Raw genomic sequence first — 15057 nt, forward strand, 5'->3', positions numbered from 1 at the left:
TGAAGTCATGTATTTAGCAAAAGTTTATATCACTTATAAAGAATCAATTTTAGACCCTAAAGGGGAAGCTGTTAAGAAGGCCATTCATCAACTTGATTATCAATCTGTTGCATCTGTAAGAATGGGTAAATATTTTGAAATCACAGTTGAAGAAAATGATCGTGCAGAAGTTGAACGTACTATCGAAGCCATTGCTGATCAATTATTAGCAAATGTCACAATGGAATCATACCGTTACGAAATCGAGGAGGCATAAGATGAAATTTGCAGTAGTAGTATTTCCTGGATCTAATTGCGATATTGATTTATTTGAGGCGATTGATTCTGTCTTAAAAGAAGATGTCTCATATGTCGACTACCGCGAGACCAACTTAGATAAATATGATGCGATTTTAATTCCTGGTGGGTTTTCTTATGGGGATTATCTACGTTGTGGAGCGATTGCACGCTTTGCACCCATTATGGAAGCTATTATTCAAAAAGCTGAAGCCGGTGTACCTGTATTTGGAACATGTAATGGATTCCAAATTTTAACAGAAGCTGGTCTTTTACCAGGAGCCCTTCACTCAAATACTCATTTGAAATTTGTTTGTAAACCACAACGTTTAGTTGTTGAAAACAATGACACATTATTTACCCACCTTTATGAAAAAAACGAAGAGATTACATTACCTATTGCGCACGCTGAAGGAAATTATTACTGTGATCCAGAAACATTAGCTGAATTAGAAGCCAATAACCAAATTGTATTCCGCTACGCATCGGATGATAACCCGAACGGTAGTTTAGCTAATATTGCTGGAATTACAAATAAAGCTGGTAATGTTCTTGGCATGATGCCTCACCCAGAGCGAGCAGTTGAAGACATACTCGGATTCAAAGACGGCTTGAAACTGTTCCAATCACTAGCTAAAACGCTCGTTCATAAATAAAAAATGGTAGTAAGAAAGGGGATCAACATGCTGTTACAAGCTATGAAGCCGGAAGAAGTAAAAAAATCAGGTATTTTTCGCCAATGGGGATTAAAAGATTCAGAATTTGAATTAATTCAAACAATTTTAGGTCGTTTACCTAACTACACTGAGACAGGCTTATATTCGGTGATGTGGAGTGAACACTGTTCTTATAAAAACTCAAAACCTGTTTTAAAAACATTCTTTACAAAAGGAAAACAAGTTATTCAAGGGCCTGGTGAAGGTGCTGGAATTGTAGATATTGGCGATCAACAAGCAGTTGTTTTTAAAATGGAAAGCCATAATCATCCATCAGCAGTTGAGCCTTATGAAGGGGCTGCTACAGGTGTTGGTGGTATTATCCGTGATATTTTTAGTATGGGCGCAAGACCGATCGCTATGCTAGATTCTTTGCGTTTTGGTGAATTAAACAATCCACAAACAAAACGTATTTTTTCTGGTGTTGTTGATGGTATTGGCGGATATGGAAACTGTATTGGTATTCCAACAGTGGGTGGAGAAACGAAATTTGATGCTTCTTATGAAGGTAACCCACTAGTAAATGCAATGTGTGTAGGGATTATTGACCATGCTGATATTCAAAAAGGGCAAGCGAGTGGTGTTGGGAATGCCATTATGTATGTTGGCGCTAAGACAGGCCGTGATGGGATTCATGGCGCAACATTTGCGAGTGAAGAATTTAGTGATGAAAACAGTGGTCAACGTTCAGCGGTTCAAGTTGGCGATCCATTTATGGAAAAACTATTAATGGAAGCTTGTCTGGAATTAATTAAAGAACTAGACGACCACTTAGTGGGAATCCAAGATATGGGTGCTGCTGGTCTTGTATCATCTAGTTCTGAAATGGCATCTAAGGCAGGTACGGGTATCTTATTAAATCTAGACGATGTGCCTCAACGTGAAACAGGTATGACACCGTATGAAATTTTACTATCTGAATCGCAAGAGAGAATGTTGTTATGTGTTGAAAAAGGTTATGAAAAAGAAGTAGAGGCATTATTTGCACGCTATGATTTGGATGCTGTGACGGTTGGTGAAGTAACAGAAGGCGATCGTTATAAAGTTTTCCAAGGTGGTCAATTAGTAGCAGATGTTCCAGTTGATTCTCTAGCAGAAGATGCTCCTGTTTATCAAAATAAAGCAACCAAGCCTGCCCGTATGAGTCAATACGAAACAGAAGCAGCATTTGTGCCAAAAGTGGATGATTTAAAAGAGAGTTTATTTAATCTATTAACAACGGCTGATTTAGCAAGTAAAGCACCGATTTATGAAACTTACGATTCAATGGTTCGAACAAACACTGTTGTGGGACCTGGTAGTGATGCAGCGGTTGTCCGCATTAGAGGCACACGTAAAGCATTAGCGATGACAGCAGATTGTAATGCCCGTTATATTTATTTAAATCCATATGTAGGCGGACAAATTGCAGTAGCAGAAGCAGCTCGAAATATTGTTGCTTCAGGTGGCTACCCACTAGCTATTACCGACTGCTTGAACTTTGGTAACCCAGAAAACCCTGAAATCTTCTACGAACTACAAGAATCTGCAAAAGGTATTTCAGCAGTTTGTGAACGATTCGATGCACCAGTTATTTCAGGTAACGTGTCACTTTATAATGAAAATAAAAATGGTGCTATTTATCCAACACCAACAATCGGAATGGTTGGATTGATTGAAGATGTTGATCATGTTTTAACGCAACACTTTAACCAAGCAGGTGATGTTATTTATGTTATTGGTGAAACAAAAGATAATTATGCGGGTTCACTCATTCAAAAAGTACAAGTCGGTCAAATTTCTGGCTTAGTTGATTTTGATATGGAACAAGAATATCAAAATCAAGCTTTCGTTCGCCAAGCTAACAAAGCGGGCTTCTTAACAAGTGCGCATGATATTTCTGAAGGTGGGCTTGCTGCAGCATTAATGGAAGCTGTCTTTACAACTCAGTTTGGATTTGATGTTAAAGCAGATTTAACTAATGCTCAATTATTTAGCGAAACACAGTCACGCTTTATTGTTACTGTACCCCAAGATAAGAAAGACCAATTCGAAGCGTCTATCCCAGGAGATGTTCCTGTTGCCGTTTTAGGTAGCGTGACGAAATCAGATGAAATCTCATTATCAACAAATGAAACTGACATAGCATTTAAACGTTCTGATATTGAGACCAAGTGGAGAGAGGTTATCCCATGTCTTCTAAAAGCTTAGAAAACGAAGCAGTAGTACCCCCATTTTTTTATGAAAACGACAATAGTCTCCTCTCTATGGAGTGGGAATCGGATCACAGCAGAAGCATTAATGAAGAGTGCGGTGTTTTTGGCGTATGGAATCATCCTCAAGCTAATCGCGTTACCTTTTTCGGCTTACATGCCCTCCAACATCGTGGGCAAGCAGGAGCAGGTATTAGCTGTGGTGATGGTCAAGCATTAAAAAATTTCCGAGGTATTGGCTTGTTAAGCCACGTCTTTAAAAATGCAGAAGATTTAGAATCGTTAACAGGAGACCGTGCGATTGGTCATGTTCGCTATGCGACAAATGGTGGACACGACAATTTAAATAATTTTCAACCCTTTTTGTTCCATTTTCATGATCAAGATATTGCCTTGGCTCATAATGGTAATATTACTAATGCTCAGAGTTTACGAAGAGAACTAGAAGAATCAGGTGCTGTTTTTAACTCATCATCTGATTCTGAAGTGTTAATTCATTTGATTCGTCACAGTAAAAAAGATGATTTTTATGAAAAGTTAGAGGATGCGCTTCGCCAAATACAAGGTGGTTTTAACTATACGATTCTAACAAACGATGCCTTAATTGGTGTTGTTGATCCAAATAGCTTCCGTCCGCTTGTTATTGGGAAAATGAAGAATGGTGCTTACATTTTAACGAGTGAGAGCTGTGCTCTACATGTTGTTGGCGCTGAATTTGTTCAAAATATTCATGCTGGTCACTATGCTATTATTAATGACGATGGGATTACGATCCGTTCTTACACGGACAAAACGATGATTGCCATTGAAGCAATGGAATATATTTATTTCGCAAGACCAGATTCTGATATTGCTGGTATTAACGTCCACAGTGCCCGAAAAGCCATGGGTCGTCAATTAGCACTTGAGCAGGCTCCACCAGCTCAAGTGGATATGGTGATCGGTGTGCCAAACTCATCCTTATCTGCTGCAACAGGTTACGCTGAACAGAGTGGTATACCATATGAAATGGGACTTGTTAAAAACCAATATGTTGCAAGAACATTCATTGAACCAACTCAGGAATTAAGAGAACAAGGTGTTCGTAAAAAGCTATCTGCTGTTGTCGGAGTTGTAGAAGGTAAATCAATTGTCCTTGTGGATGATTCGATTGTTAGAGGAACAACGATGAAACGCCTAATCTTATTGTTAAGAGAAGCGGGTGCGCGTGAAGTACATGTTCGTATCACGAGCCCGCCATTCCGTTTCCCAAATTACTATGGGATTGATATGAGTACCAGTTCAGAGTTACTAGCAGCTAACATGACTGTTGCTGAAATGACAGATTATCTAGGTGCAGATACCTTGTCCTTCTTATCGGTAGAGGGAACCATTGAAAGTATCGGCTTAAATTTTGACGCACCTCATAAAGGAATATGTATTTCTGCTTTTACAGGCGATTATCCTGCGCCATTAGGTGATTATCAAGAAGGATTAGAAAAACAATTAACAACCATCCAAAAGAAAATTTTGAAAGGGGAACATGTTGATGACTGAAGGTAAGCATTCTGCTTATGAAGCAGCTGGTGTCCAAATTGAGAAGGGGTATGAAGCAGTTGAACGCATGAAAAAACATATTCAACGTACCAACCGTCCTGAAGTGATGTCTCAAGTTGGAGGCTTTGGAGGCTTATTTGATTTATCAAACCATAAAGATGGGCAGCCTATTCTTGTTTCTGGAACGGATGGCGTTGGGACAAAAATTATCCTTGCTCAACAATCAAAAACGTACGATACGATTGGCATTGATTGCGTAGCAATGTGTGTGAATGATGTATTAGCTCAAGGTGCAGAACCATTATTTTTCCTGGATTATTTAGCAGTTGGTCAAAATGACCCTCAAACGGTTGAAGCGATTGTCTCTGGAGTGGCACAAGGGTGTGTTGAGGCTGGTGCTGCTTTAATTGGAGGTGAGACAGCTGAAATGCCAGATGTTTATGGTAAAGAGGATTTTGATTTAGCTGGTTTTTGCGTCGGCATTGTTGACCGTAAAAAAATGCTAGATAAGACAAAGGTCGAAGCAGGCCATGTCTTAGTGGGGATTCCAAGCTCTGGCATTCACTCTAATGGTTTTTCTCTCGTTAGAAAGGTGTTCTTCAAGGATAATGATTGGCAATATGATCAACTACTAGAAGACGGAAAGTCTCTGATTGATCATCTTCTAACCCCTACTCGTATTTACGTTAATGATTTACTACCACTATTAAAAAGAGGACTGATAAAAGGCCTTGCTCATATTACAGGCGGTGGTTTTCCTGAGAATTTGCCGCGAATGTTTGATGAAACGACATTAACAGCTCATGTCGATACATCTAAATGGCAACCTCATCCAATTTTTTCGCTCATTCAAGAACTAGGGAATGTATCATCCGATGATATGTATCAAGTGTTCAATATGGGGATTGGAATGATCGCTGCAGTTGCAAAGGAAGATGTTGAAACAGTTTGCCAACATATTCCAGATGCAGTTGTTATTGGTGTAATGAGTCAGAAAGTTGATGACAAAGATCTTATCTTAACAATGGAGGAATCAAACTAATATGAGAATCGCTTTATTCGCTTCAGGAAATGGCTCTAACGTTGAAGCTATTATCCAAGCGTCACTAGAAGGTCGCTTGGACGCTGAAATTGCCTGTCTATTCTGTGATAATCCGCATGCATACGTGATTGAGCGTGCCATCAAACATAATATTCCATTCTTTGTTTGTGCACCACAACAATGTGCAACACGAGAGAAGTGGGAAGGATTTATTCTTTCTTTCTTGGAAACACATCAAGTAGACTGGATTGTTTTAGCAGGCTTTATGCGAATCATTGGTCAACCATTGTTGAATCGATTCCCTAATCGCATTTTGAATATTCATCCATCGCTTTTACCAGCTTTTCCGGGTAAAAACAGCATTAAAGAGGCCTTTGATGCAAAAGCTACTCATACGGGTGTAACGGTTCATTATGTTGATAACGGCATTGATACGGGCCCCGTTATTGCCCAAGAAGAAGTAGCCATTCAAGATGGATGGGATTTAGAAACGCTAGAAGAAGCAATTCACCAAATTGAACACCGACTTTACCCAGAAATTATTCAACAAGTAACGAAAAAGGAGTGCGCATATTCATGACCAAACGTTATGCCTTAATCAGTGTGTCGGATAAAACAGAAATCGAAAGAGTAGCCAAAAGTTTAATAAAAGCTGGTCTATCTCTTCTAAGTACAGGTGGAACGTTAAAAGCATTAGAAGATGCCGGTATTCCAGTAGCAGCCGTTGAAAGTGTAACGGAATTTCCAGAGATGATGGACGGTCGTGTAAAAACACTTCACCCTAAAATTCACGGTGGTTTGTTAGGACTTAGAAGTAACGAAAAGCATCAAGCAGCTATGTCAGAACATGGGATTTTACCAATTGACGTCGTTGTTGTTAATTTATATCCCTTTAAAGAGACAATCACGAAAGCTGATGTGACATTGGGTGATGCGATTGAAAACATTGATATTGGTGGTCCAAGCATGCTGAGAAGTGCAGCTAAAAACTATCAATCTGTCACAGTCGTAACAGATCCAAGAGACTACGATCAATTGATTAGTCAATTAGATGAAACTGGTGAAACAAACTTAGCTTTTAGACAATACTTAGCTAAAAAGGTCTTCCAATTAACAGCTTACTACGATTCACTAATTGCTAATTACTTAACAGAATCGTTTGAGCCATTAGAAAAAGAAGCGAATTGGCCACAATTAGTTTTATCTTACGAGCATAACCAAAGCCTTCGTTATGGCGAAAATAGCCACCAAGAAGCTGATTTCTATACGCAATTAAATGCGCCTAACTATAGTATTTCTCGAGCAGAGCAATTGCATGGTAAAGCACTGTCGTACAATAATATTAAAGATGCTAATGCGGCCCTTCAAATCATTAAAGAGTTCCCAGAAGCTTGTGCTGTAGCTGTCAAACACTTAAATCCTTGTGGTGTAGCTATTGGAGACAATATTGAACAAGCTTTTGATCGTTGTTTTGAAGCAGATCCGATTTCCATCTTTGGTGGGATTGTTGTTGTCAATCGTCCCGTTAGTTTAGAACTAGCTGAAAAGCTACATACGATCTTTTTAGAAATTGTTATTGCACCATCTTTTGATGAGGATGCTTTCCAATTATTAGCGAAAAAGAAAAATCTTCGCTTAATGACCCTCAACTTTCCAGAGTCGCATGACCAAAAAGAATGGGAATATAGTTCAGTTTCTGGTGGCTTACTCGTTCAAAATGTGGATGATTCAAAAGAATTAACACAATTTGATCAATGGGAAACGATGACTGAGCGCCAACCGACAGAGCGTGAATTAACAGCAATGAGCTTTGGTATGCGCGTGTGTAAACACGTGAAGAGTAATGCTATTGTAATAACAAATGATTATCGCACGTTAGGAATCGGTTCAGGCCAAATGAACCGTGTTGGCGCTGCTAAAATTGCGTTAGAACAAGCTAAAGAAGCTTTAACAACTCTAGATGATACGCTATTAGTTATGGCTAGTGATGCCTTTTTCCCAATGGACGATACCGTTCAACTTGCTAACCAATACGGCGTTACTGCGGTTATTCAACCGGGTGGATCTCTAAAAGATAGTGATTCAGTCAAAGCCTGTGATGAAGCAGCTATGGCAATGGTAAAAACGGGTATCCGTCATTTCAAACATTAAAAAAGGAGCCGGCCACTTATGACCAAAACAAGCATATTAGTGGTAGGAGCAGGCGGTAGAGAGCATGCTCTTGCTAAGCAGTACGCCAAAAGTTCGCACGTTAACCAAGTTTTTGTTGCCCCAGGTAATCCAGGCATGGTTCAATCAGCTAATGAATATGAAGCAGCCATTTCATGTGTTGCTATAACTGTAGAGGATATTGAAGCATTACTTCATTTTGCTAAGGAAGAAGCTGTTTCTCTTACATTTGTTGGTCCTGAAGTTCCTTTAAATCTAGGAATTGTAGACCGTTTTTCAGAAGAGGGATTAGCGGTTGTAGGACCAACTAAGGAAGCTGCTCAATTGGAGTCTTCGAAGGCTTTTGCGAAGGCTGTTATGGAAAAAGCTGATGTTAAAACGGCAGCCTATCGTTACTTTAAGTCAGACGATTTCGACAATGCTTTAGAGTATTTAGCAGAGCAAAGCTTTCCAATTGTTTTAAAAGAAGATGGTCTTGCACAAGGGAAAGGTGTAACCATTTCACCAGATTTTGAAGATGCTAAGCTAACACTAAAGGCGATGATGATTGACCATCAGTCGGATGTCATCATTGAAGAGTGCTTAGTCGGCGAAGAATTCTCTTATTTTGTTCTTGTTAATGGCAAGCATACCATTCCGGTCGGAACAGCTCGTGACTATAAGAGAGTTGGCGATGGCGATAAAGGTTTAAATACAGGCGGCATGGGGGCCTATGCACCTGTTGATTGGGCTGATGAATTACTGGATGAGGTAAATCAAAGTGTTATCCAACCGGTTATCGATCAAATGGTTAGCCAAGGATGTCCATTTACGGGTGTCTTATATGCTGGGTTGATGAAAACTGAGAAAGGCATTTATGTCATCGAATTTAACACGCGCTTTGGTGATCCAGAAACACAAATTCTATTACCTTTAATCGAGGATGATTTTTATGATGTGACACTGGCACATATTAATCAGCAACCTTTTAAAATCAGTTTGTCTGATCAAAAAAGCCTTGGGGTTGTTTTAGCGGCAAAAGGTTACCCAAAAGTCTATAAGCGTGGTATGCCGATTCAGCTAACCGAAGAAACCGTAGCTGATGCCATTCGTTACGCCGGTGTTAGCAAAGACGCTGACCAACTAGTTGCTAATGGTGGCAGAATTTTGATGGTAACAGCTCAAGCGAATGAATTCTCTAAATGCCGTGACCAGGTTTATAAACAACTCACACAGTTAACTGTTCCTGATAGTTTTTATCGAAATGATATTGGGCTGCACCAATAGTATAAATAGGAGGCGCCAGAAAATGGCGTCTTTATTTTTTTGAATAAAAGAGATAGCGAACCTTATTTTCAGTTTGTGCCGACCAGTTTTAAATGAGTGAGGAAAAGATTAAAAAGAAGAACAGAATATAGATATTTTTTAATTCAAAACTTTGGTAAAATGAATAAAATAATTCGAATGGGGTTGAGTTGATTGAAAACTGATATTCAAATTGCACAGGAAAACCAAATGCAACCGATTATGACCATTGCAAAGACATTAGGTCTTGGGGAAGATGACATCAAACAGTATGGTAAATATAAAGCTAAACTATCATGGGATAAAATAAAAAACTTAGGTCAAGAAGAAAATGGCAAATTAATTTTAGTAACGGCTATTAGCCCGACGCCAGCTGGCGAAGGAAAGTCAACGATGACAGTTGGACTTGGCGATTCGCTAGCTAAAATTGGTAAAAAAACGATGATTGCTTTAAGAGAACCGTCAATGGGGCCAACCATGGGAATGAAGGGCGGAGCTGCAGGTGGTGGTTATGCGCAAGTTCAACCAATGGAAGAAATTAATCTTCATTTTACTGGCGATATGCACGCCATTACAGCAACAAATAATGCCCTAGCCGCTTTTATCGATAACCACATCCAGCAAGGTAATCCGCTACAAATTGATCAACGCCGCATTACGTGGAAACGTGTCTTAGATATTAACGACCGTGCGCTGAGAAACGTTGTTATCGGTTTAGGTGGTCCAACGAATGGTGTACCCAGAGAAGATGGCTTTGATATTACTGTTGCTAGCGAAATTATGGCCATTTTATGTTTAGCGACTTCTCTTCATGATTTAAAAGACCGTTTAGCTCATATTGTGATTGGTTACAATACAAGCCGTAAGCCAGTGACCGTTCGTGACTTAAAAATGGAAGGAGCTTTAACACTTATATTAAAGGATGCCCTTGAACCAAATCTCGTTCAAACCCTTTATCATACACCAGCTTTCGTTCATGGAGGACCGTTTGCAAATATTGCTCATGGCTGTAACAGTGTCATTGCGACTCAATCAGCCCTGAAATTAGCGGATTACGTTGTAACTGAAGCGGGTTTTGGTGCTGATTTAGGAGCTGAGAAGTTTTTAGATATTAAAGTACCAGTTTTAGGTAAGCACCCAGATGCAGTTGTCATTGTTGCGACGATTCGCTCATTGAAAATGCACGGTGGTGTTCCTAAAGATAAATTGAAGGATACAGAAGATGTTGCAGCAGTTAAGGCCGGCTTCGTTAACCTTCAAAAACATATTGAAAATATGCAGTCTTATGGTATTCCAGTTGTTGTTGGAATCAATCAATTTGTTCATGATACTCAAGAAGAAATTGATGCCCTTCAAGAAGCTTGCCAACAAATGGGTGTTGAGTGCGTGCTATCGTCTGTTTGGGAAAATGGCCCAGATGGCGGAATCGCTTTGGCTGAAGCTGTTGTCCGTGCATGCGACCAAGAAACATATTTTAGTCCCTTATATGTGGCTGATGAAACAACGATTAAAGAGAAAATTTCTCGCGTCGTAAAAACCATTTACGGTGGTTCTGATGTTCAGTATAGTAAAAAAGCTGAAACACAAATCAAGCAATTTAATCGTAATGGCTGGGAACATTTACCGGTTTGTATGGCAAAAACGCAATATTCTTTATCAGATGATCCATCTAAGCTTGCTCGTCCAGAAGGGTTTACGATTACGATTCGCGAATTTGTACCAAAAATTGGTGCAGGTTTCTTAGTTGCCTTAACAGGTGACATTTTAACGATGCCTGGTTTACCGAAACAACCAGCAGCTTTAAACATGGATGTTTTAGAAGATGGTACAGTAACCGGTCTATTTTAAAAATCTGTTCACTATAGAGTGTGCTATAATGGCAAAGAATGTTAATGTGAACTGAGGTTATAGGAAAATGAAAGATTTAAAAGCAATTGAATTGTCAAAAACATATGGAATTAAACAACTATTTGATCGGGTATCGTTTACCATTCGTGAAGGCGAATATGTGGGATTAATTGGTCCGAACGGGAGTGGTAAAAGTTCGCTAATGGAAATTTTAGCGGGCAAAGAAGAACCTGATTCAGGTAGTATTGAAAAACCGACTGATTTTCGTGTTGGTTATTTGTCTCAAGAACCTGAAATGGATGATAATCATACCATTTTTGAAGCGGTATTTGAGGGTGACTCGCCGCTCGCTCGCGTTGTTCGCGACTATGAGCGTGCCGTTTCACTTCTTTCATTAGACAGTATGAATGATCGCTACCAGCAAGCCTATGCTAAGGCAGAACAAGAAATGAATACGAAAGATGCGTGGCAAGCAGAAGTTCAATTTAAAACGATTTTAAATAAATTAGGCATTACTGAATTAGATAAAAAAATCGGTGAATTATCTGGTGGTCAGCGCAAGCGTGTTGGGTTGGCACAAGTGTTAATCCAATCGCCAGATTTATTACTTTTAGATGAACCGACTAACCACTTAGACGTGGATGCGATTATTTGGTTAGAGAAATATTTGGCTCAGTATAAGGGGTCATTGTTACTGATTACCCATGATCGTTACTTCCTTGAGCGAGTAACGAACCATATGCTGGAATTGAAGCATGGTCAGATTGAGAGTTACAAGGGTAATTACGCGTCATACTTGGAGCAAAAAGCTGAGCGCGAAGCTATCCAACAGAAAATGGATGATAAGCAAGTAAAATTGTATAAGAGTGAACTGGCTTGGATGCGTAAAGGAGCGAAGGCTCGTACAACTAAGCAGCAAGCGCGTATTCACCGCTTCGAAGATTTATCTCAGGGTGTTAAGCAACAAGTAAAAGATGACCAGCAAATTGAAATTGGCTTAGAAAGTTCTCGCTTAGGTAAGCGTGTCTTTAATTTAGAAGATGTGACGTTAGAAATCGGTGGAAAAACCATCTTGAATGATTTTAGTCATATTTTCCAATCGACCGACCGCATTGGGATTGTTGGTGAAAACGGCTCAGGTAAAACGACCTTTTTACGGATGCTAGCCGGGGATTTAGAGGCAGTTTCAGGTAAACTAGTTGTTGGTGAAACGGTTCGCATTGGTTACTACCGCCAAATTATGGAACCATTCCCAGAAGATAAACGTGTGATTAACTATTTGCAAGAAATTGCAGAGGAAGCTAAGAAAAAAGACGGCGTTGTTGTCAGCATTACCGAGTTGCTAGAAACATTTTTGTTTCCACGTGAGATGCACGGTAGCTTGATCCGCACCTTGTCAGGCGGTGAGAGAAGACGGTTGTATTTATTGAAAATTTTGATGAATCAACCGAATGTTTTGCTGTTTGATGAGCCAACTAATGATTTGGATATTGAAACATTGACCGTTTTAGAAGATTATTTAACCACTTTCCAAGGCGCTGTATTGGTTGTTTCTCATGATCGTTATTTCTTGGATAAAGTTGCGCATAAATTGTTGGTTATTGACCACCCAACTGGTCCAGCTCTTTTCTATGGTGACATGACAGACTATATAGAGAGTGGCTTAAAAGATAAAGCCAGTGAAGCAACTGAGAAAAAAACAGCTATAAAAGAGGCTATTCCAACAGCAGAAAAGAAAAACGAAAAAGTCAAACTGACCTATTCGGAGCAAATGGAATGGAAGACGATTGAAGAAGATATTATGCTAGCAGAAGAAACTGTCGATGAGTTAAAAGAGCAGATGGCAGTCAATGCAAGTGATTATTCCAAACTAGCAGAACTGCAAGAGCAGCTTGATTTAGCTGAAGCTGCTGTATCTGACAAGTGGGAACGTTACGAGTATCTTAGTCAGTTTATAAATGAATAAAAGGTTGAGGTGAAAAAAGGATGACCAAGCAATACTTAGAACTTGCTCAAAAAATTCTAGACGAAGGTGTTGTAAAAACAGATCGTACTGGAACAGGAACGAAGAGTATTTTCGGCTATCAAATGCGTTTCGACCTTCAAAAAGGATTTCCTTTATTAACAACTAAAAAAACAGCATTTGGATTAATTAAAAGCGAATTACTGTGGTTTTTAAAAGGTGATACAAATATTCGTTATTTGTTAGAAAATAATAACCATATTTGGGATGAGTGGGCTTTTGAACGTTATATTAAGTCAGCTGATTATACAGGACCAGATATGACCGATTTTGGTCGTCGCTCCTTGGAAGATGAGGCGTTTAATGAGCTTTACCAAATAGAGCTAACCCAATTTCAAAATCGTATTCTAGAAGATGATGACTTCGCCAGTAAACACGGCGAACTCGGACAAATCTATGGCTCACAGTGGCGTCATTGGAAAACGAGTCAAGGTGAAACTATTGACCAAATTAAAGATGTCATTGAAATGATTAAACATAATCCTGATTCGAGACGGCTAATGGTATCCGCATGGAATCCAGAAGATATTCCAAATATGGCATTACCGCCGTGTCATTCTTTATTCCAGTTTTATGTAGCAGATGGCAAACTTAGTTGCCAACTCTACCAAAGAAGTGCAGATGTCTTTCTCGGCGTACCTTTTAATATTGCGAGTTATGCTTTACTAACGCATTTGATTGCTAATGAAACAGGCTTAGAAGTCGGCGACTTTGTCCATACCTTTGGAGATGCTCACTTATATTTAAATCATATGGACCAAATTAATGAGCAATTGTCTCGTGATCCGCATGACTTGCCAGAATTAGTTATCAAACATCCAGAGAAATCAATTTTTGATATGGAAAAAGATGATATTATCGTCAAAGGTTACAAGAGCCACCCCCGTATTAAAGCACCGATTGCTGTTTAGGAGGAATCACTGAATGATTATTTTTGTATGGGCTGAAGATGAAAAGGGCGCTATTGGGAAAGATGGCGGATTACCTTGGAAATTACCAAATGATATGAAGTTTTTCAAAGAAACCACAACGGGCCATACGGTTCTTATGGGGAGAAAAACTTTTGAGAGTATGGGAAACCGACCATTACCTAATCGTCAAAACTTAATTATGACAAGACAATTGGATTATCAAGCGGATGGTGTGACAGTTGTTCATCATCTTGATGATATTATTGGTAATAGTGAAGATATTTATGTGATTGGTGGGAGCGAGATTTTCAAGCAGTTTATGCCAGTTGTAGATGTCTTATGGCAAACTAAGATTGCTGGTGATTTTGACGGCGATACCTTTTTCCCACAAGTAAACTGGGAAGATTGGCAGTTAGTTGAAAAAATACCAGGCATTCGCGATGAAAAAAATAAGCACGACCATGAATTCTTAAAATATATACGCAAATAAAAGGTAGCGATCTTCCTTTCTGAGTATTTCAACTCACGTAGTTGTTTGATTTTCATATACATATGCCATTTATCCACCTTTTCCACCTACTAATCATAAAAATAAGAAATACTGTCTTATCATACAATAAAGTAGATTCAATTTTAGAAAAGTGGCCCATTATTGTCTGGCGAAAATGGTCTACTTTAGTTTAGCAGTTACAAGAAACATCTCAGAATCTATAGTAGTGTATTTTTAAGTGAAAATATTTAACAAATTCCAACTTATGTACCTAATTAAGATAAACTAAATATATTAAAAATAGTTTACTGGGAGGAATAACAATGTTTTTTATTTATGGTTACGCAATCTTCAATATAATTTTAGGGATACTATCATTAAAGAGAATTCCAAATAAAAATGTTGTTTTTATTGAACTATCAGGTTTATTGATATTTATCTCTGCATTTTTTGAAAGCACATTAATTTTGTTAATTGGATTAGTAATTAATCAACTAGTAATGATCTCAAATGGATACCATATGAATGGAAAAATAAATATTAAACATCATATCATTAGACTGGTTATAA

The 15057-nt window shown here is 38.8% G+C and carries 12 protein-coding genes; all 12 read left to right on the plus strand.

Features of this window, described 5'->3' with window-relative positions:
- Nucleotides 1-7: 7 nt before the first annotated feature.
- Nucleotides 8-256: a phosphoribosylformylglycinamidine synthase subunit PurS gene (gene purS / locus G7057_RS10630; protein ID WP_076766191.1), complete on the plus strand. Its 249-nt coding sequence runs from the start codon at nt 8-10 to the stop codon at nt 254-256.
- Nucleotide 257: 1 nt separating this feature from the next.
- On the plus strand, nt 258-932 hold the full coding sequence (purQ, locus tag G7057_RS10635) for a phosphoribosylformylglycinamidine synthase subunit PurQ (protein ID WP_076766189.1): 675 nt from the start codon (nt 258-260) through the stop codon (nt 930-932).
- 27 nt (nt 933-959) lie between these two features.
- On the plus strand, nt 960-3182 hold the full coding sequence (gene purL, locus G7057_RS10640; RefSeq protein WP_166163622.1) for a phosphoribosylformylglycinamidine synthase subunit PurL: 2223 nt from the start codon (nt 960-962) through the stop codon (nt 3180-3182).
- Nucleotides 3183-3238: 56 nt separating this feature from the next.
- On the plus strand, nt 3239-4720 hold the full coding sequence (gene purF / locus G7057_RS10645) for an amidophosphoribosyltransferase (protein ID WP_166164235.1): 1482 nt from the start codon (nt 3239-3241) through the stop codon (nt 4718-4720).
- Nucleotides 4713-5762, plus strand: coding sequence for a phosphoribosylformylglycinamidine cyclo-ligase (purM, locus tag G7057_RS10650; RefSeq protein WP_166163624.1), 1050 nt, complete (start codon nt 4713-4715; stop codon nt 5760-5762). Before purF ends, purM begins: the two co-directional genes overlap by 8 nt.
- Nucleotide 5763: 1 nt before the next feature.
- The gene (gene purN, locus G7057_RS10655; RefSeq protein ID WP_166163626.1) at nt 5764-6342 is read left to right on the plus strand and encodes a phosphoribosylglycinamide formyltransferase; all 579 of its coding nucleotides are present in this window, start codon (nt 5764-5766) and stop codon (nt 6340-6342) included.
- Nucleotides 6339-7913: a bifunctional phosphoribosylaminoimidazolecarboxamide formyltransferase/IMP cyclohydrolase gene (purH, locus tag G7057_RS10660; RefSeq protein WP_166163628.1), complete on the plus strand. Its 1575-nt coding sequence runs from the start codon at nt 6339-6341 to the stop codon at nt 7911-7913. The genes purN and purH overlap by 4 nt, the downstream gene beginning before the upstream one ends.
- Nucleotides 7914-7931: 18 nt before the next feature.
- Nucleotides 7932-9197 (plus strand): phosphoribosylamine--glycine ligase, encoded by a 1266-nt coding sequence (gene purD / locus G7057_RS10665; protein ID WP_166163630.1) that lies wholly within the window; start codon nt 7932-7934, stop codon nt 9195-9197.
- Between the two features lie 192 nt (nt 9198-9389).
- Nucleotides 9390-11063, plus strand: coding sequence for a formate--tetrahydrofolate ligase (locus G7057_RS10670; RefSeq protein WP_166163632.1), 1674 nt, complete (start codon nt 9390-9392; stop codon nt 11061-11063).
- Between the two features lie 67 nt (nt 11064-11130).
- Entirely contained in the window at nt 11131-13029 is a 1899-nt protein-coding gene (locus tag G7057_RS10675; protein WP_166163634.1) for an ABC-F family ATP-binding cassette domain-containing protein, read from the plus strand.
- A 20-nt stretch (nt 13030-13049) separates the two neighbouring features.
- On the plus strand, nt 13050-13997 hold the full coding sequence (locus G7057_RS10680; RefSeq protein ID WP_166163636.1) for a thymidylate synthase: 948 nt from the start codon (nt 13050-13052) through the stop codon (nt 13995-13997).
- 13 nt (nt 13998-14010) lie between these two features.
- Complete coding sequence (locus tag G7057_RS10685; protein WP_166163638.1) at nt 14011-14487, plus strand: dihydrofolate reductase; 477 nt, start codon at nt 14011-14013, stop codon at nt 14485-14487.
- The last annotated feature ends 570 nt before the right edge of the window (nt 14488-15057 follow it).

Origin of the sequence: Jeotgalibaca arthritidis, assembly GCF_011100465.1 — a bacterium.
Lineage (GTDB): Bacteria > Bacillota > Bacilli > Lactobacillales > Aerococcaceae > Jeotgalibaca > Jeotgalibaca arthritidis.